General features: G+C 62.6%; 16 protein-coding genes and 2 pseudogenes. 4 read left to right on the top strand and 14 right to left on the bottom strand.

Annotated features, from left to right (window positions below; genetic code table 11):
- Window positions 1-209: 209 nt before the first annotated feature.
- From AC58EF_RS08655 to AC58EF_RS08630, 6 genes are all read right to left on the bottom strand, one after another.
- The gene (locus tag AC58EF_RS08655; RefSeq protein WP_497275635.1) at window positions 210-2,315 is read right to left on the bottom strand and encodes an ATP-binding protein; all 2,106 of its coding nucleotides are present in this window, start codon (window positions 2,313-2,315) and stop codon (window positions 210-212) included.
- Window positions 2,305-2,712, bottom strand: coding sequence for a response regulator transcription factor (locus AC58EF_RS08650; RefSeq protein ID WP_497275633.1), 408 nt, complete (start codon window positions 2,710-2,712; stop codon window positions 2,305-2,307). Before AC58EF_RS08650 ends, AC58EF_RS08655 begins: the two co-directional genes overlap by 11 nt.
- 210 nt (window positions 2,713-2,922) lie before the next feature.
- Window positions 2,923-3,597, bottom strand: a complete 675-nt coding sequence (locus tag AC58EF_RS08645; RefSeq protein ID WP_497275631.1) for a TetR/AcrR family transcriptional regulator — start codon at window positions 3,595-3,597, stop codon at window positions 2,923-2,925.
- 4 nt (window positions 3,598-3,601) lie between these two features.
- Window positions 3,602-5,032, bottom strand: a complete 1,431-nt coding sequence (locus tag AC58EF_RS08640; protein ID WP_497275629.1) for an efflux transporter outer membrane subunit — start codon at window positions 5,030-5,032, stop codon at window positions 3,602-3,604.
- On the bottom strand, window positions 5,029-6,633 hold the full coding sequence (locus tag AC58EF_RS08635; RefSeq protein ID WP_497275627.1) for an MFS transporter: 1,605 nt from the start codon (window positions 6,631-6,633) through the stop codon (window positions 5,029-5,031). Before AC58EF_RS08635 ends, AC58EF_RS08640 begins: the two co-directional genes overlap by 4 nt.
- Window positions 6,630-7,655 (bottom strand): HlyD family secretion protein, encoded by a 1,026-nt coding sequence (locus AC58EF_RS08630; protein WP_497275625.1) that lies wholly within the window; start codon window positions 7,653-7,655, stop codon window positions 6,630-6,632. The genes AC58EF_RS08635 and AC58EF_RS08630 overlap by 4 nt, the downstream gene beginning before the upstream one ends.
- Between AC58EF_RS08630 and AC58EF_RS08625 the strand changes: the two genes are divergently transcribed.
- Window positions 7,654-8,391, top strand: coding sequence for a TetR/AcrR family transcriptional regulator C-terminal domain-containing protein (locus AC58EF_RS08625; protein ID WP_497275624.1), 738 nt, complete (start codon window positions 7,654-7,656; stop codon window positions 8,389-8,391). The genes AC58EF_RS08630 and AC58EF_RS08625 overlap by 2 nt on opposite strands.
- 238 nt (window positions 8,392-8,629) lie before the next feature.
- Here the strand turns inward: AC58EF_RS08625 and AC58EF_RS08620 are convergent, their stop codons facing one another.
- From AC58EF_RS08620 to AC58EF_RS08605, 4 genes and pseudogenes are all read right to left on the bottom strand, one after another.
- Window positions 8,630-9,544, bottom strand: a complete 915-nt coding sequence (locus AC58EF_RS08620) for an MBL fold metallo-hydrolase (protein ID WP_497275622.1) — start codon at window positions 9,542-9,544, stop codon at window positions 8,630-8,632.
- A 577-nt stretch (window positions 9,545-10,121) separates the two neighbouring features.
- The gene (locus tag AC58EF_RS08615) at window positions 10,122-10,526 is read right to left on the bottom strand and encodes a hypothetical protein (RefSeq protein WP_497275621.1); all 405 of its coding nucleotides are present in this window, start codon (window positions 10,524-10,526) and stop codon (window positions 10,122-10,124) included.
- A 107-nt stretch (window positions 10,527-10,633) separates the two neighbouring features.
- Entirely contained in the window at window positions 10,634-11,845 is a 1,212-nt protein-coding gene (locus AC58EF_RS08610; protein ID WP_497275619.1) for an NAD(P)/FAD-dependent oxidoreductase, read from the bottom strand.
- 681 nt (window positions 11,846-12,526) lie between these two features.
- Window positions 12,527-12,716, bottom strand: a pseudogene (locus tag AC58EF_RS08605) (family 1 glycosylhydrolase); the annotation flags it as partial.
- On the opposite strand from AC58EF_RS08605, the pseudogene AC58EF_RS08600 reads away from it, so the two are divergent.
- Window positions 12,711-13,430: pseudogene (locus tag AC58EF_RS08600) on the top strand (DUF5597 domain-containing protein); the annotation flags it as partial. The pseudogenes AC58EF_RS08605 and AC58EF_RS08600 sit on opposite strands and share 6 nt — an antisense overlap.
- Window positions 13,431-13,544: 114 nt before the next feature.
- On the opposite strand, the gene AC58EF_RS08595 reads toward AC58EF_RS08600, so the two are convergent.
- Genes AC58EF_RS08595 through AC58EF_RS08585 form a run of 3 tightly spaced genes read right to left on the bottom strand, consistent with a single transcriptional unit; the run spans window position 13,545 to window position 15,969 of the window.
- Complete coding sequence (locus AC58EF_RS08595; protein WP_497275618.1) at window positions 13,545-14,543, bottom strand: SMP-30/gluconolactonase/LRE family protein; 999 nt, start codon at window positions 14,541-14,543, stop codon at window positions 13,545-13,547.
- Window positions 14,540-15,643, bottom strand: a complete 1,104-nt coding sequence (locus AC58EF_RS08590) for a Gfo/Idh/MocA family protein (RefSeq protein ID WP_497275617.1) — start codon at window positions 15,641-15,643, stop codon at window positions 14,540-14,542. Before AC58EF_RS08590 ends, AC58EF_RS08595 begins: the two co-directional genes overlap by 4 nt.
- Window positions 15,644-15,672: 29 nt before the next feature.
- Window positions 15,673-15,969 carry a response regulator transcription factor gene (locus AC58EF_RS08585; RefSeq protein ID WP_497275615.1) on the bottom strand — a complete coding sequence of 99 codons (297 nt, stop codon included), beginning with the start codon at window positions 15,967-15,969 and terminating at the stop codon, window positions 15,673-15,675.
- A gap of 306 nt (window positions 15,970-16,275) precedes the next feature.
- Here AC58EF_RS08585 and AC58EF_RS08580 point away from each other — a divergent pair, with 306 nt between their 5' ends.
- Together AC58EF_RS08580 and AC58EF_RS08575 are read left to right on the top strand one after the other, a co-directional pair.
- A complete protein-coding gene (locus AC58EF_RS08580; RefSeq protein WP_497275613.1) occupies window positions 16,276-17,622 on the top strand; it encodes a GntP family permease in 1,347 nt (448 codons plus the stop codon).
- Between the two features lie 19 nt (window positions 17,623-17,641).
- Window positions 17,642-18,319: a FadR/GntR family transcriptional regulator gene (locus tag AC58EF_RS08575; RefSeq protein ID WP_497275846.1), complete on the top strand. Its 678-nt coding sequence runs from the start codon at window positions 17,642-17,644 to the stop codon at window positions 18,317-18,319.
- Window positions 18,320-18,339: 20 nt separating this feature from the next.
- On the opposite strand, the gene AC58EF_RS08570 is transcribed toward AC58EF_RS08575, so the two are convergent.
- Window positions 18,340-18,819, bottom strand: a complete 480-nt coding sequence (locus AC58EF_RS08570; protein WP_497275845.1) for a gluconokinase — start codon at window positions 18,817-18,819, stop codon at window positions 18,340-18,342.
- Window positions 18,820-18,910: the final 91 nt, after the last annotated feature.

The raw sequence follows: 18,910 nt of genomic DNA, 5'->3' as shown, positions 1-18,910 counted from the left end.
GTAGGGGGCGGTTGCCGAAGATTCATGCAACCTCCCCCTACCGGCATCAACTATTCCGATCCGGCAGATTGGCCGCCCGTAGGCCCTTGGCTATTGCGACTGGACGCCGGGTGCCTGACATCCGTCTGGCGCCTATGAAGCTTTGCCATCAAGAGGGGAGACTCTGCCCGATAAAGTTATTCCGCAGCGCGAGCCACTGGGATATCCCGTCAATGCTCGGAGTGTAGATCTTGCCGCGGGCCGTCTCCGTCAGCCTCATTCTGGACTTCCGAGCGCGGCAAGACAACGCGAAATTCCGCGCCTCCCTCCGGCCGATTGGATACCGACAATGTCCCCCCATGCGCCGCTACGATAGACTGGCATATCGCAAGGCCGATACCCATGCCCTGATCCTTGGTCGTGAAAAATCCATCAAAGATGCGGCCCAGATTATCGGTCGGAATACCCGGACCGTTGTCGCGCAAGCTGAAGACAAGAGCGCCGGCTCCATCGATTTCGGTCGACACCATTATCTCGCCATCGCCCCGGCCTTCGATCGCCTGCACCGCATTCATCAACAGGTTCACCACGACCTGTTGGAGTTGGACGCGGTCGCCGATGATGGGCGGAAGCCTCCGCGCATAGGAAGCGGCTACCCGAATATTACGGATCTCGATCTCGTGGCGAACGAAGAGCAGGCTTTCCTCAACAACCTCGTTGAGAGGAAGCGGAACGGGTTGGGGGGCGTGCTTCACTGCCATCTCGCGAACGCGCTGAACGATATCGCCCGCGCGGCGCGCGCTTGCAACGATCCGCACCGTCAACTCCTTTGCCTTTTCAATATTTGGTTCTTTTCGCGACAACCAGCGCAGGCTCGTCTCCGCATTGGTCGTGATCGCGGCGAGTGGCTGGTTAACCTCATGCGCGATCGAGGTTGTCATTTCACCGAGCGTGGCGACGCGCGCGGCATGCGCAAAATCAGCCTGGATCTGGCGCAGGTCGGATTCCATTTTCAGCCTCTCCGTCACATCGGTCATGCTGAAGATGGTTACGTCGAGTTCGGCCCGCAGCTTTGGATAGGTAACCGAGAAATGCACATCGAGAAGCCGTCCATCGAGCGAACGAACTTTGATCAGTTCGCTATAATTCTGCTCGTTATTGAAGCGGCCAACCATTACGCGACGCAGCGCATCGGGCGTCTCGGTGAACAAGTAACCCACCGGCCGCATAAGATCGTATATTGTCGCACCGCCGAATAGTTCAACTGCGCTGCGATTGACATCCGTGACCGGAACCGTGTCGGCGCTGAGCCGGATTAACTCGGGATGTTCGTCGAGATAGGCATCGAAGTCACGAACACCCTTCGCATAAAGGTCGGCGTAAATATTTCGCATATGGCTCGCATCGACCTGCCACAGCGCGACCGGCATATAATAGACAAGCTTGCGGTAGCGCGCCTCGCTCGCACGCAGATAAAGATAGGATCGATCGTCATCGGCTGTGCCATTAGCTGCGGCAAATACTCTATTGGGACGCCCACCGGCCTCTGGCAACCAAACCGTCAAAAGCGGGTCACGCAAAATTCCGTCCGATGGAAGCTGGCGCCGGTAAGTCCTGTCGGCCGTTCCGCCGGCCACGGCTTGAGCGATGAGTTCGGCCAGTGCCGAGCGGGCCTCGATCGGCCAGAAAACTGCGATCGATTGACCGATCATCGTCTCTCGCCCACGATTGCCCCCGACCAGCCGTGCAGCACGTTCATTGACATCGATAATCCGCGTTGCCTGCACTATCTCGTGTGCGAGCATCGTGAGTCGCTCTTGATCCGCGGTCAAGCCGGCGCTACGCAAGACCTCGATCTCGGTGATCCAGCGCAATGCGCCCGCGATGTCCAACTCCCAACTCGCCGCCATCAATCGGTCTGGCATGTGCCAGTCGGCGCCATCTTCCGAACCATCCTTTGACGACCGCCGCCCATACTCAACGATGTCGCGCGGACTGCCCTCCCCATCGAATCGAACATACTGCCGAACGTCAGCAATGACTGTCGCTCCCGAGGATGTCCGCCGGATGACCGTTCCTTGCCAAACACCTTCCAGCATTAGCAGGCGCCAATGCTCGTTTCCGCCGGCGGTAGGTTCTGACAGATTCCTGATATCTTGACCGAGCATTGCAAGGGCCGGCCAGCCGTAGAGCACTTCCGATGCGGGGTTCCAATATTGGATGGAGCCCGTCGTGTCGAAGATGATGACACTTTCCGACACAAGGTCTGCGATGTCAGGCTCGCACGAAGCAGTGGAGGCCATTGGAGAGGCGCCGTCCGGCGCCTTATCGCTCATCCCAATATTCCTCTGGCCAAAGATAGTCCCCTCCCGCCAAAGCGGACTGCAGATGACCCAGCAAGACATCGTCGGTAACCGGTTTCATCAGCCATGCCATGATGCCAAGTTCGAACGCTCGATTGCGATCACGCTCGTTGCTGACTGATGTCAGGACAATCGTGGGAAACGCCGGATCGATCGTGCGAAGCCGATCAAGCAGGTCGATTCCACTCATCCCGGGCATTCGGATATCGGTGACCAAGGCGTCAAAGCCGCTTGCGGGATAGGTCGCCAGAAAGGCAGATGCGCTGCCGAAGCAACGGCACGTGAGCCCGGTCGACATCAGCAACTCGCAAAGCGCTTCGCTAATTTCTTCGTCATCATCGACAATCGCGACGAGCGGAATCTTGGCCACGCGCTTGAACTCTCTTTCATAGACTTCGACAGTCTATGCCACTGTCGCTTACAAGGCACGGCATTGTAATTATACGAAGGATTAGGAAGGTTGGATTTCTCACAGTTCGAGGCGCAATTCCCCCAGATTCGTATCAATTCGCCGATTGATGGGCCTGTATCTTCATCATGAGAGCTTTGCCTTCTGCGCGCAAGGAAGCCGAGTTGCGACTCATTTCCTTTCTCCATCGGCCGCGAACCGCTTACCTCCGTCCGGGCGCAGCATTTCTTTGAGAAGATCGAGCGCGGTTTGCGCGCGCACCGTGGTCCGGGCGCCTGGCGGCTCGATCGCCCAGAACAGCCTCTGCTGATCCGAGCCGAGGCAAAGCGTGATGACGAGTTCAGCGGTTCGACGAGGATCGCCGCGACGAAGCGTTCCGTCCGCCATGTGCGATATGAAAAAGCCGGCAAGCGTCGTTTCGGCGGCGCTGATCAATCGATCGTAAAGCATTTGTCCAGCCGCCGCGCGTCCGGTCGCACCAGCCACCTGACGTTGGAGTTTCAAGGCGGCTGGCGTCGACATCGACGCGATAAAGGCCTCGATGAAGGAGCCGAGAATTGCGAATGCTTCGCCTGGATGGCCGAGGACCGCAAAGGTTTCAACGTGGAATGTCGCAGTCTCGTTGTCGACAAAAGCGTCAAACAGATCGTCCTTGGACCCAAAATGCCCCCACAGCGTGGCCTTCGAGCCGCCGACTTCCGCCGCAATGGCCGACATCGACGTAGCGGCATGTCCACACGTCAAAAAATGGCGCCGCGCAACCGCCAGGATGCGGCGGCGCTGCGCCGCCCGACGCGCAACGACGCGACTCTTGCCGCTTTCCCCAGAGATGGCCTGCAGAGGCATGGGATCAGGACACGGTAGTTTCGACTGCTTCCCACCCGCCGCCGAGTGCCTTGTAGAGCGCCGCGAGTTGCTGGAGTCGTGCCGCCCGTGCCTGGATCAGCATCCGGTCGGCTGCGGTATAAGCGACCTGCGCCTGGAGCAGTGCGGTCAAATCTTCCTCACCCGCCGCATAGCGCCGCCGCATCAGTTCGACCGCCTCAGCGGCGGCGGCGTGCGCCGCTTGACGCTCCTCCTGCACGAAACCCGCTGCTGCATAACGATTGATCGTCGTTTCGCTGTCGGCAAGTGCGCTCAGCACCGCGCGTTCGTATCGCGCCGTGGCTGCGTCGGCGCGCGCATCGGCTGCGCGGATCTGCGCGCGGATGCGACCACCTGAAAAGATCGGCCAGTGCAATGACGGCCCGACCTGGAAGCGAAAGCTGTTGCCGGAAAAAAGATCGCCCAGTGTCTGAGCCTCTAGCCCGATCCCGCCGAGCAGCGAAAAACGCGGAAAAAGCTCTGCCGTCGCCACACCGACCTCTGCCGTCGAGGCAGCGAGGTCGCGCTCGGCCTGCCGGATGTCGGGCCGCCGCCGCAACAGGTCCGATCGCAGCCCGACGGCGATTTCGGCATCGACGGCCGGAAGCAGGCCGGGGTCGCGCAGTCGCGCGTGCAGCACCTCCGGCGGTTGTCCCACCAATAGCGCGATACGGAAGGCCGCTGCGGCCGCATCGCTGTCATAAGCGGGGATCGCGGCGGCAGTCCCCCGCGCCAGCGTTTCGGCACGCACCAGCTCGACGCGCGATGCAAGTCCGACGCGCAGGCGATCGGCGATCAGCCGAGCGATATCGGACTGCGCTCGCGCATCGACGGCGGCGCTGGCCTTGAGCGCCTGCGCCGTCCGAAGGTCGACATAGGATCGCACAACCTCGGCGATGGCCTGCATGACGACCGCGCGACGTCCTTCTTCGGCCACTTCTACGCGCGCCTCGGCGCTTTCGATGGCGCGTCGCGTGCTGCCCCACAGGTCGATTTCCCACGAGGCGTCGAACCCCATGTCGTAGATCGACAGATTGCGGCCGAGCCCAGGCACCTTCCCGACCGGCAAAAGGCCGTTCTCGCTGAGGCGGTTTTCGGTTGCGCTTGCGGATACGCTCGCCTGCGGCAACTCCCGACCGACAACCGCGTCGCGATTGGCGCGCGCCTCGCGCAGCCGGGCACCGGCTTCCTCGAGATCCTTGTTGCCCGCGATCGTTGCATCGACCAGTTCGGTCAGCAAGGGATCGTTGAAGCTGCGCCACCACGCGCCATCGACCGCCTCACTGCTGACCTGGCCGATCCATGCCTCGCCGACCGTGACTTCGGGCCGCATATAATCCGGACCGACCGTCGTGCAGCCTGCGAGGCAGAACGCTGCAAGCGCAGCGGCGAAGGCGAAATATCGGGGCTGTGTCATGAACTTGCCTCTGCTGGAACGGGTTTGTGCTTGCCCATCGTCTTGGCGAGCAGGATCTTGAACGCGACGATGCAGGGTGCGCCGAAGACGAAGAGCAAGGCGACGAGGTTGAACGCAGTGTCGAAGGCGATCACCGCCCCCTGCCCACCGACGGCGCGACCAACCATCGCCGTGGCGGTCTTTGCCGCGGCCCCCGCCTCGACGCCGCGCGCGACGAGCAGGTTGGTCGTCGCTGCGATCCGTTCGGCGAGCGCGGGCGATCCCGCGTTGATCGCGGCGCCCAAAATCGTCTGATTGTGGACGACGCCATGATCGATGGAGGTCTGGAGCGCCGCAACGCCGATCAGCCCGCCAAGCTGGCGCCCGATATTGAAGATGCCGATGCCGAAGGCGACGCTCGCGGCGGGCAATTTGCTGAACGCGATCAAGTTGATCGACAGGAAGAGAAAGCCGAGCCCGAAACCGCGCAGCAGCACCGCTGGCATCATGTCCGCGCTGCCGCTTTCGGCATTGGAGCCCGAGAGCATCCACATCGCGATCATGATCGACAGGATGCCGAAGGGGACCGTCGCGACCGGCGGCAATCCGCGAGCCTGCATCATGTAAGCGGCGAACAGCAGCGTCGCGAGAAAGCAGGCACCGCTCGGCAGCAGCAACGCGCCGGCCTCGGTCGGGGTGAAGCCGAGCACCGAAACCGCGAAGCCGGGGATCAGGAAGGCGCTGCCGAACAGCGCGGCGCCCGCCACGAAGCTGACGAAGAAGGCGAAGGCGAAATCCTCGGTCCGGAACGTCGAAAGGTCGAGCAGGGCATCTGACCGCGCCCGGAATTGCCGAATGGCGAGGATGATGAGGCCGATCACGGCGATGGCGGTCAGCCAGCCGATCCGGCTTGCTTCGAACCAGTCCCAGCGGCTCCCCTGCATCAGCACATAGGTTGCGCAAAGCATGGCGGCGGCGAACGCGAGCAGGCTCATTCCGTCGAGCGGGCGCGGCGGCGCCGGCCGCGCCGGGGTCGGAGCGGCCATCATGAGCAGGCCCGCGCCTGCGAGTGACAAGGGCAGGACCCAGAAGAATATCGAGGTCCAGTCCCGCGCGTCGATCAGCCATCCCTCGAGCAAGGGCGCGACGGTCGCGGGCGCGACGGTCGCGCCCATTGCGAATATCGCCTGCAGGATCGGCTGGCGCGCCGCCGGGAAGTTCCAGAACAGGATCGCCTGCCCGCTGACAAGCAATGTGGCGCCTGCCAGTCCCTGAACGAGGCGAAGCATGATCAGCAGGTCGAGGTCAGCCGTCACGGCGGCCGCGGCGCACGCCGCGCCCATGACCAAAGTCGCGGCCAGCAGCACTTGCCGCGGATCGATCCGCGTCAGCAACCAGGGCGCCAACGCGAAACCGATGAGCTTGAGCGCGGTATAGCCGACGTCGAGCAAGGCGAACTCGTCAGGTGTCGCGTGGGTATCGCCGATGATATCGGCGCGGCCGAGCGACAATATGGTGCTCGCAACCGCCTCGGTGAGGCTCGCAAGCACGATGCCGGCGACGAGCAACCAGCCGGTCGTGGCCTCGGCGGGCGCCGCCTCGGAGACAGCAGCGGCGGTCATGACCGGCTACCGCGCATCACCTCGACCCGCGCCGAGAGGCCCGGGACGAGCCGCCCGGCAAGCGGATTTCCGCGCAGTCGGATCTTCACCGGCACGCGCTGGACGACACGGACGAAATTGCCCGTCGCATTGTCGGCCGGGATCAGTGCGAACGCGGACCCGCTGCCCGGCGCGAGGCTGTCGACGAAGCCGTCGAGCGCGACGCCGGGATAGCCATCGACGCGTATCCGCACCGCCTGCCCGGGCCGGATATGTTCAAGCTGGGTTTCCTTGAAATTGGCGACGACATAGAGGTCGCCGACCGGCACGATGTCCAGCAACGGTGCGCCCGGCGCGACCAGCCGACCGACGCGGATCTGGCGATTGCCGACCACACCTGCGATTGGCGCCCGGACGATCGTATTCTCCAGATCGATCTGCGCGAGATCGCGCGCTGCCTCTGCCTGCGCGACCGCCGCGACCGCCGCCTCGTGGTGCGTGCCGAGCAGGTCGATCCGCTGGCGCTGAGCATCAAGCGTTGCGTTCGATGCCGCCAACCCGGCCTGCGCACGCGTCTGGCCAGTGTCGCTTTCATCGACCTGCGCCTGGCTGACCGCGCCACCGTCGACCAACGCCTCCCGGCGGTCGCTGGTCTTGCGCGCGAGCACAAGATCTGCCGACGACGCGCGCCGCTGCGCCGCCGCCTGCCGCACCAATATATGCTGCAATCGAATATCCTCGGCGCTGCTCGCCAGACGTGCGTGCGCCGCTTGTACGTTGGCCTCGGCCTGCGCGAGCTTGGCGCGATAGTCGCGGTCGTCGATGCGGAAGAGAATATCGCCGGCCCTGACAGCCTGGTTATCGCGCACTTCGACCGCGACGATATAGCCCGCGACCTTGGGCGCCAGCGACGTGACGTCGCCACGCACATAGGCGTTGTCGGTCGCTGCGGCCTCTTCAGCCGCCGCCCACGCCCAACCGGCAACTCCGATCGCCACTGCGACGAAGATCAACAGCAGGCCGGCCTTTTTCCTTTTTGTCATGCTCGCCATGATCACTCCGGTAATATGCGTTACCATTGACTATTACGGTACTGATTATTACCAGTCAATGACGTTGAATGCAGAAGAAGGAGAATCCCGCGTGTCTGAGGTGACGAGCGGAAACCGGTCGAAAGTCGGGCGCGATGCGCTTCTGGCGGCCGCGGCGGTCATATTCTTTGAACAAGGCTATGCCGCCACTCGGATCGACGACATCATCGAGCGCACGGGCGGATCGAAGCGCAACATCTACAGCGAGTTCGGTAACAAGGAGGGATTGTTCGCCGCGATCGTTTCCGATCAGGCCGGCCGAGCGCTCAAAACGTTGAGCATCGACAATCCGGAAGGTCAGGAACTGAGGGACATGCTCCTCAACTTCGGACTGCAATTGATCGACATCTACATGTCGCCCGCGCTGCTCGGCGTCTATCGCATCGCAGTGACCGAACATGCCCGCTTTCCGGACCTTGTGCGGCAATTCTACGAGCTGGGGCCGGGTCTTGCGAGCCGGACGCTCGCCGACGTCCTCGCAGCCGCTCAGACGCGCGGCGAGATTGGCGCCTGCGACAGCCTTACCGCAGCGGATCATTTCGTGGGCATGATCCGCGGCAACGTGCACCTTCAGGTCGTCCTGGGCATAAGGTCTCCGCCAAAGGCCAAAGAACGGAGCGCGTTGACTATGTCCGCCGTCGATATTTTCCTCAACGGCGTTGGTTATCGCGCGGAGGCGGCTAGCTAGCCACAAGCGAAATGCGTTGCACCACCCCGCGACGATCCCCTCAACCAATGGTCGGGATGGACGGAGACGCGCGCAAAGTCGTGAATCTCGATAGGTCTGCATACTCCCTCTCCTTGAAAAGGGGGTGGTCGCCGCCCGAGAACGTGGGGGGAGGCGAGGGTCGTTCTCGGGCGGCGTGTCAGCAGGCGGCGCGCAATCTGTTTTGCGCAGTCGTTCACTCTGCTGAACCTCAATTCGGTCAGAACTCCCAATAGGCTGGCACCAGGCGGAAAACGTCGCCGGCGATGGCCACCCGACAGTAGGGGAAGGTGACGTGAGCGGCCACGATCAGTTCGCGGCTCGCCGCCAGCTCCCGCAGGAGGTTGATCCGGACGCGAACCGCGTCCTCGGGGTCGTGGTCAAACGCATTATACCAGTCGGGGCGGTCGAAATGGTCCTGGAATACGGCATCACCGAGGAACGTCATCCGGTCGCCGCCGGAGGCCAACTGGACCACGCTGTGCCCCGGCGTGTGGCCGCCGGTGCGCCGCACCACGACGCCCGGCGCCACCTCGTATTTGTCCTCGAACAGTCGCATCTGGTCACGATACTCGTCGGCGAACCGCTTGGCGGTCGCCGCCAGCACCTCCGACATCCCGGAAAAGCTGTTGCGCGAGAAATCGGGGGATTCCCAGAAGGCAAGCTCTGCGGCAGCCAAATGAATCGGCACGTCGGGGCGCAACCGGCCGCCCAGCCTGTCGGCGAGCAGCCCACCGACATGATCCACATGCATGTGGGTGATCACCACGTCAGTCACTGCTTCGAGGTCGATGCCAGCGGCGTCCAGGCGTCGGGCCAGCAGCCCCGCAGACTGCGGCAAGTCCGCCGGGAACTCGGCCCCGATCCCGGCATCGACGAGTATCGTCCGGCCGCCGCTACGGATCACGACCACGTTGAGCGGCCATTTAAAAGTTTCGGGTGGTTGCCGCATGTTGTCCAGCCAGGCGGCCAGCTCGGCCGGGTCGCTATTGGTCGCCAAGGTGGCGAACGGCAGCGGCAGAACACCGTCGCTGATGACAAGCACTTCGATCTCGCCCACCCGCAGCGCGTAACGCGACGGCACGAGATCTTGGACCTCCGATCCCCGTAGGATGGAGAAGGTGTCTTGTTTCATGTCTCGATCCTCCTGAATGACGCCTCAAACATGGCGTAAACGAGACTAGGTCGAGTGGCGCATTCAGTCCATTGGTATTAAAGTATCGTGTGAACCATACAAAAGTATAAGCTATAAATTTCAATAAAAAATCGTGCAATAAATCAATATTAACTTTAATTGCTGATAATATATCAGATTTATTGAGGTAATATAGATAAATTTCCATAATTTTAATTGTGAATATTATGGCCGATACCGGACTCGGCGCAGCACTCATCGTGCTGCACGGTCGGCCCGACATATCATGGGCGGCGTTTTCGCTGAGAGCATTATTGGGGACATCGTCCAGAGTATGAGGATGAATATGACCGCTTCTACCGGCGCTGCCGATCCGCGATCGTTGTCAGCCGCGACGCAATGACGACAGGCAATATTGGTATCGGCATGGCGGCAAAATGCGCATCGCCCAGAAGTTGCCGAAACCAGAGAAAGATCGCGACTAGAATGCCTCCGCCCAACATCCCAACCGCAAGGAAGCGGGCAAGGCGGGATAACGAAATCCCAGCCGGTGGCGACCCGCGCAGGTGCCTAGCCATCAACGCCTCTGGCCGAGCGCAACCAATTCGCTCGCTTCCTGCAAAGCCGAATCTGAAAAGCCGACCGTGCGTACCTTGGCAAATTCCTGGTCACTCAGCACACCACGTTCCACGCGCACCAGAATGCAATAGCGCCGCAATGCCTCCAGCCGGTCGTCCGCGAGTTGGTTTGGGGGAGAACTGCCACATATCCAGCCGAGGAACCGGATGAGCGCGCAAGGTGGCTCGATGCTGGAAGGATGATCGAACAGCGAAATCGCAACGACGCTTTGTTCCAACGCAGTCAACGAAGCCGAGTCCGGTTGGACCAGGTTGGTAGGATGATCCGGACAAAATCGGAAATCGCAGGCCAATTCGTTTGCAAAGTCCTCGCTATGCAATAGCTCCTGATTTTCGAGAAGCATCGGACTGTTCCTTTCATCAACGAGTTCGATCCTGTCCCCCCGATCCGAAGGTAACGACAGCGGGGACATCTTCCCCGCTGTCAGGGCTTCGCCTCAGCCGTCAGCGCCTAAAAATCGACTGTGCGGGCGGCGAGCACATTCTCATAAGCCGCCGCACGTTCAGCCGCCGGAGGATAGATCCAGACCTCGTTGATCTCCTTCTTGACGGCCTTGGCCTGTGCGCCGCTGATCTCCAGCTTGGAATCCCATCCGCGCGTGAAGACGGCATTGTCGGGGCCAAGATCGAGACAGGTCACATAGACGGGCTGATCGTAGGGAAGAGTCGCCTCTCCCAGCAGATCCGCGGCGGCGTTGTGTCCGGCAAAGGCGCCCAGACGGCGGGCATGTTGACACGACATGGCCGCATAATTCCCCGCCGTATCGGTCTGCGCCTTGGCGGTGTCACCCGTCGCGAAGATATTGCCCGGACCCGGCACGCGCAGATCAGGCTCCACGATGACGCGGCCCAGATTGTCGCGCTCGGCGGGCAATTGCGCGGTCAGCGGCGAGGCGCGCATGCCGCCGGACCAGATCACAGTCGAGGTTTCGATCTGCTCGCCATTGGCCAGGGTCACGCTGCTGTCATCGAGTGACGCGATGCCGACATTCAATCGCGTTTCCACGCCCAGCGCACGCAGCCGCTCCTCGATAAAAGGCCGTGGCTCCGCGCCCATCGCCGGCGCGACATGCTCGGACCGGTCGACGATGATGACGCGGATATCGGCATCCTCGCCCAGTATCTCGCGCAGACGCCCCGGTATCTCGGTCGCGAATTCCAGCCCCGTGAAGCCGGCACCACCGACGACGACTGTGTTGCGCGCGATCGACGCCGGCTTCTCCGCCAGCGAGTGCAAATGGCGATCGAGCGCTACCGCTTCGGCCAGTTGCGTCGCGGCAAAGCCGAACTCGGCGAGACCAGGGATCGGAGGAGCAAAGCCGTCGCTGCCAGCGGCAAGGACCAGTCGATCATAGTTCAGGCTAGTCGACGTGCCATCGCTCGCGAGGATCGCAATCGTCGACGCAGTGCTGTCGATTGTCTCGACGGTGCCTTTGTAATAGTTGATGTCGGTCGCGCCGAACAATTCGGTGAGAGGCGCGACCATCTGTTCAGGATTGCGTTCATAGAGACGCGGGCGGATGACCAACTCCGGCTCTGGCGAGACTATAGTGATCATCAAATCGTCCGGCGAGACGCCCTTTTCATGACGCAGGCGAGATGCGCCTAAGGCTGCCATCATTCCCGCAAAGCCGGAACCGATAATCACGATATGCTTGGACATGATATTCCTCCTCGTCCTGATCGAAGACAACAGTGAAGTGATGGTTTGGCATCCCCGCCGAAGCGGAAGCATGACGCACGCCAAAATCAGGGGAGCAAGAGAGCCAGATCAGTAAGCGCCATCGACGTCCGTTCTCGATGCTATCCGCATATCTGGGACCTTCATCGGTTCGGGTGAGGCTTCACTGCCTTGCTTTGCTCTCCTCAGTCGATTGGTAACTCCATTTGACGTTTCATCTATAATGAAAACGGCCCGGAACTGTCGAGAATGAGGCACCCTATGCAATGGTTGAGGTTATCCTGTCTGAAAGCATAGGTCTCGATTTTCACAATATGGCGCATCTGCTGAATCGACGTGGGCTGAGGACATCGCTTACGATCTAGCGGCGGCCTGATCGACATAGATTTAGACCTTTCCATCCCAGTTCATGCGAAGGAGAGGCGAGATGGGAGAGATTCATTTTCTGCAGAGTAGCAGACTGTATCGTAAGCTGATTCATGGCCCTCACAGCGAGTTCGCCAGCGCATTTGCGGATCGGCTCTTCGCCGATCAACTCACCCAACAGTGTACGATGCGATCGCTCACCCTGGTCCTTGGTTTTGCCGCCTTATCCGAGATGGAAGCGAAACGGGCAAGACGTCGATTGCATCCGCGCAGCTATCCCATTCTCCAGGATCATATTCATACCAGCTTGTTGCTGCGCACGAGCTCGCGATACCAGTCGGCGGACAGCTTGGGGGCGCTTCTGGGTCTTGAAGTCCATATGGTGGATACCGAACAGCTTGGTATAGCCGTCCTCCCACTCGAAATTGTCCATCAGGCTCCAGACGAAATAGTCTTTCACCGGCAGCCCCTCGCGCGTGGCGCGGCGGCGCCTTCGCTCGATCTGGCCGCGCCGGACATTTACGACCGGGCGAGCCGCAATGTCTTCAAGCATGTCGACCTCTACACCCGGGCGGACAATGCGCTGATGATGCCGGAAATCGGCAATGCCGCTGAATATGCGCGCTATTTCTGGGCGGCGCTGGGCCGCGGCGTGATCGGCTTTGCGCCCTTCGGCATGGGTGGAACCGGCTATTATAACCCGCTGGGTGCCAAGGGTTTCGACGACGCGACGCTGGACGCCTTTGCCGCCAAATATCGGATCGTGGCGGCGGCGCCCTGGGCGAAGATCGCCTTCGACCACCCCGTCTGGGGCGCGGCCGAGCCGGATGACGGCGCGCCGGTCAGCACGACCATGGGCGACTGGACCATCATCGCCAGCTTCGGTCACTAGCAGTTCGGCCAGCGCGCATGGTTCCCCAAGACGGACCTGCCGGCCTGGACGGCTGCGCCGACCGGCGGCATGGTGGTTGCGCAGCTATCGGCCTATGAATTTCTCTTCACCGGCGACCATGTCCGCGTCTCCTTCGATCCCAAGTCGGGCAGCGCGCCGGGCGGCATGGTCGTCCGGGTCGAGGAAGGGCATTTCGATAAGGGCGCCTGGGTTATGGACCGCATCTGGAATGGCGATCAGACCGATTATGGCCTGAACCCGATCGACCAGCCGGTGTGGATCAAGGTGACGATGGGCCGCTATCGCTAAAGCGATTTCAAGTCAGATGGAACATCTGACGACTCGGAGCCGAAGGCCATTGTAGCTAAATCATTGAAAACAAAAAATATAGCCTGTTCCGATTCAATTTAATCGGAACAGGCTCTAGGACAAGAGCGGCACCATCGCCAGCCTGTCCGACGATGTCAGGAACAGGCTGGCACCGCCTTGGCCGAAACAGATATTGGCGACCGCCTTGCCGGTGCCCACCAGGCCCAGCGCTTCACCCTCCGGCGTCAATATATGGACGCCGCCCGGCCCGGTGGCGAAGACATGGCCGCCGGGGCCAACCTTGATCCCGTCGGGCAGGCCCGGCTGGCTCTGCGCCAGTTCGGGGCGGAAGTCGTGGAACAGGCGCTGCCCGGTCGGCCGCCCATCCCTGCCTATCGTATAGGCTCGCACTTCGGGCCGTTTCTCGTCCGACAGGGCGAGATACAGGGTCCGCCCGTCCGGCGCGATCGCCACGCCGTTGGGGCGGTGATGGCTGCCGTCCAGCAACGTCACCTTGCCGTCCGGAGCGAGCATATAAAGGCCGTTCTGCGGCAACTCGCGCAGGATGGACTGATCACCGTCGGTGAAGCCATAGGGCGGATCGGTGAAATAGATCATGCCCGATGGCGCGATGCACAGGTCGTTGGGACTGTGGAATCGCTGGCCCTCGAACCGGTCGGCCAGGATAGTGCGCTTACGGGTCTGAAGGTCGATGCGCACGATCGCGCGCGTGCCACTGTCCGCGGCGACCAATGCGCCGTCCTTGTCGATGGTCAGGCCGTTGAGGCCCGCCTCCCGCACCCCCGCCGGGATTTCACCCTGAACGCCGGACGGCGACAGGAAGGGCGTGGCGCCTTCGCCCCGGCGCCAGCGATAGACGATATTGGCGGGCGGATCGCTGAACAGCAGATAATCGCCCTGCGGCGCCCACACCGGCCCTTCGGCCCAGCGGAATCCCTCCGCCAGAAATTCCACCTTGGCGGACGGCGGAAGGATCGCGTCCAGGCCGGGCGCCAGGCGTTGGATGAAACCGGCCGGGGCGGGAGCCGGCGCAGCCATGGCCGCGACCGGCAGACTCGCCAGGCCTGCCAGCACGGTGCGTCGTGCGATCATGCGTTGATCCTGACGCTTCGTCCCTCGGCGGCGGATTGATAGATCGCCTCTATCACGCGCAGGTCGGCCAGCCCTTCCTCACCCGCCACGATCGGCGTCGCACCGCCGATGATGCATTCGGCCATATGATCGAGCTGCCCGGCAAACTGGTTCTTCGCCGGTGCGGGCAGCGTGCGGGGCGCGGTCACGCCATCCTTGCGGATTGTCATCGTCTGGCCGGAATAGGGTGTCGCCGGTTCCATATCGATCCAGCCCTGTGTGCCGCTGACGCGATACGCATTATGGGATGAACTGTAGCTGGAAATGCAATTGGCGATGATGCCGGACGGAAAGCGCAGCAGGAAGCTGATCCGGTCCTCCACGGTGCGGAAGCGCGGATCGGACCGGTCGGTGGAGTCGACTGCGCTCACCTCCACCGGTTCCTCCCCGGTCAGATAGCGCGCGGCGTTCAGGCTGTAGATGCCGATGTCCATCATCGATCCGCCACCCGACAGGGGCCGGTCCAGCCGCCACTGATCCGGCCTGATCGGAAAGCCGTGATCGGCGGTGATGAGCCGCGTCGGCCCGACATGGCCATTGCGCGCGAGATCGATCGCCAGCCGATTATAGGGTTCGAAACGCGACCGATAGCCGATCATCAGTTTCGTGCCGGCCTTGCGGCAGGCGGCGATCATCGCCTGGCATTCCGCCACGGATATCGCCATGGGCTTCTCGCACATCACATGCTTGCCGGCCTGGGCGGCGCGGATGCTATATTCGGCATGCAGACTGTTGGGCAGCACGACATAGACCACATCGATATCCGGATTGTCGCGGATGCGGTCATAGTCGGCATAGCTGTAGCGGTGGGTCTTCGGGATCCCATATTCCGTGCCATATCGGTCGAGCTTGGCGGGTGTGCCGCTGACCAGCGCCACCAGCCGGGCATGGTCGCACCCGGCGAAGTTCGGCATGATCTGGCGCGTGGCATAAGAGCCAAGGCCGACGATCGCATAGCCGATCCTGCGTGCCGGCGGTGTCGCCGCGCGTGCGTGCAGGCCTGTCAGCATCATGCTGGCGCTAAGGCCACCCAATATCTCGCGACGGGAACCGGTCGTCATGCCATCCTCCCAGCCCATGAAGGGATCGTTCAGTCCGCCACGCGGCTCATGGCCGGGCGCAACCAGCCCAGATTGCGGGCGGCGATGGCCGCCTGGGTGCGGTTACGGACATTGAGCTTGCGCATCAGCGCGGTCATATGGACCTTCACTGTAGCCTCGGCCATGCCCAGTTCATAGGCGATCTGTTTGTTGAGCAGCCCCGAATGGACGCAGCGCAGCACCTTCATCTGGGTCGGGGTCAGGCGGGGCGGTTCTGCGCCTCTACGGTCGACGCGTCCGAATTCCTGCTGATCGAGACTATCGTGCAAATCCATCGCGAAGTGCATCCGTCCTCTCCCTGTTCGGTCCGATAAAGTGCGCCAACTTATTGGCCCGCTGGCGGCATCGGAGTCGGTAACGCTAACAATAAGAGAATCAGTCAGACAGCTTCAAGCAAAAAATTGGCTGTTTTCACGAATAATCTAGGATATCGAGAATTTTCCTCTATAATCTGTCTAACAGATTTCAAGGTTCATAGGGCTGAATCGCTGGATTCCAGCGGATTAGGAGAGGGGTAGGATGGCGCTATCAATACGTCGTTCGGCTGCGTTTGCCGATATGGGTTTCCCCGCCGGCGCCGGGGCGCAGCGGCGATGAGCCCGGCGGACTATCGGCTTGTCCTTGCCGCCAGCGTGGGTATCGCCCTGTCCATCGCCCTCATCATCCGGGGGCGCCTCCATCCCTTTGTCGGCCTGCTCTGCGGCGCCTTCACCGTGGGGTTGCTCGCCGGACTGCCGATGGAGGAAACCGCCAAGGCGGTCGAAAAGGGCGCGGGCGCCATATTGGGCGGGACCGGCCTGGTCGTCGCTCTGGGCCTTGGCCTTGGCGCGATGCTGCAATTGTCGGACGGCGCGGGCGGCCTCGCGCGCGCCGCGCTGCGCCTGTCGGGTGTGCGCGGCGCGCCCTGGGCCAGCCTCTTCACCGCGATCGTCATCGGCCTGCCGCTCTTTTTCGAAACCGGCCTGGTTCTGCTGCTGCCGATCGTCGCTTCGGCGGCGGCGGCGCTGCCGGCCGGGCAAAATGGCGACACTGCCAAATTGCGCCTGATGTTGCCCGCGCTGTCGGGCTTGTCGGTGGTTCATGCGCTGGTGCCGCCGCATCCCGGGCCGCTGCTGGCGGTCAATGCGCTGGGCGCGAATCTGGGCCTGACGCTCGTCTACGGCCTTATCGTCGGCATTCCGACCGCGATCATCGCCGGTCCCCTGCTGGCGCGCTTCACGGCGCCGGGCGTCAAGCTCAATCCGCCCCTGCTCGATCCGGTGAAGGCAGATGTCCCTACGCCCTCGGTGGGCCGCGCGCTGACCGCGGTGCTCCTGCCGGTGGTGCTGATCGCCGCCGGTCAGGCGGTCGCGTTGCTGCCACCAGCCATGGCCGTCCATTTCCACTGGCTGGCCTGGGTCAGCGATCCGGTCGTCGCCCTGCTGGTCGCGGTGTTGGTCGCTCTGCCTCTGCTGTTCGGCCGTCGCATTACCGACCGCACCATCCAGAACGCGATCTGGACGGAGGCGATGACGCCCGCAGGCGGCATCATCCTGGCGATCGGGGCGGGTGGCGCGCTTAAGCAGGTGCTGGTGACGGCCGGCCTGTCCGACATGCTGGTGCGCATTGCCCAGGGCGGCGCAATCTCGCCGATCCTGCTTGCCTGGAGCGTATCGGTCTGCATCCGCCTGGCGACCGGCTCGGCCACCGTGGCGACCATCACCACGGCCGGTGTGATGCAGGGGCTGGTGGCGGCGTCGGGCGTGGAACCCGAATGGATGGTGCTGGCGATCGGCGCCGGCTCGCTCTTCTTCTCCCATGTCAATGATCCGGGCTTCTGGCTGGTGAAGAGCTATCTGGGCACCGATATGCCCGGCACGTTCCGGACCTGGTCGATCATGGAGACGGTGGTGGCGATCGTCGGCCTGCTATTGGTGCTTGTCGCGAGCAGCATCTTCTGATCAGGGGGGTGAGGTCATGATGAGCCAGTCGCGACTTTCCGATCATGTCTATGCGCAGGTCGTCGACATCATCAAGGCGGAGGATCTGGAGGTCGGTGCGCGCCTGCCGTCGGAGGCGCGGCTGGCGGAAATGTTCGGCGTGTCGCGCGCGATCGTGCGCGAGGCGCTGATGCGGCTGGCGTCGGACGGCATCACGGAGGCGCGGCGCGGGGCCGGCTCCTTCGTCAAGAGCCGCCCGTCCGACCGGCTGGCCATGTTCATGGCATCGACCGAGCTGCCGACCACGCTGGGCAGTTATGAAGTGCGTTTCGTGTTGGAGGCGGAGGCGGCGCGCCTCGCCGCGACCCGTCGCACCGCCCAGGAAATGGCCTATGTGGAGGAAGGGATGGAGATGCTGCGCGCGGCACTCCTGTCCAGCGAACCAGCCCATGTCGAGGATATGGAACTGCATCGCCGCATTGCCAAGGCGACGGGCAATCCCGCCTTCCTGCTCGCCTTCGACGCGCTGCATGGCGATGTGGACAAGATCATGCGGGCGGGCGTCGACATCAGCCGGTCACGCCCGCCGGAGGTCATCGCCACGATGCTGCGCGAACATGAGCAGATCGTCGCCGCCATCCGCGCCCAGGATCCCGAAGGCGCAGCGCTCGCCATGCGCTGGCATCTGTGGGAAGGGCGCCGTCGCCTGATGCCCTGAAGCGATTGCCCTGAAGCGCTTCAGCTTAGCCAGGCCAGCACCTGGTCCCGCAACTGTTCCGGCGCGACATCGGTGGTCAGGATCATCGTGCGCGCATCGGGGGCCGGGCGCTCCAATGTCGCGATCTGGCTGTCCAGCAGGGTCGCTGGCATATAATGGCCGGGCCGGTTGTTGAGCCGGGCCAACAATTCCTCCCGGCTATTGTCCAGCAGCACAAACCGCACATGGCTGCCGATCGCCGATCGCAGCCGGTCCCGGTAGCTTTCCCGCAACGCGGAGCAGGCCGCGACCGCTGCGCCATATGTCTCACTCGCTGTCGCAGTCGCGGCGCCCAGCCGGTCGAGCCAGGGCCAGCGATCCTCGTCGGTCAGCGGCTGCCCGCCGCGCATCTTCTCGATCGCAGCGGGGGCATGGAAACTGTCCCCCTCCAGGAAGGGACAGGCCATGGCGTCCGCCAGCAGGGCGCCCAGCGTCGATTTGCCGCAGCCGCTCACACCCATGACGATCACGGCGAGAGCGGACGAAGGGGCCAAGGATGATAACAAAGCGACGTCCCTTGCAGACGGACGGCGTCGAACGGCGCCGCGACAC

The organism is Sphingobium sp. WR1 (assembly GCF_059693745.1).
This window is presented reverse-complemented; position numbering and strand designations above follow the sequence as displayed.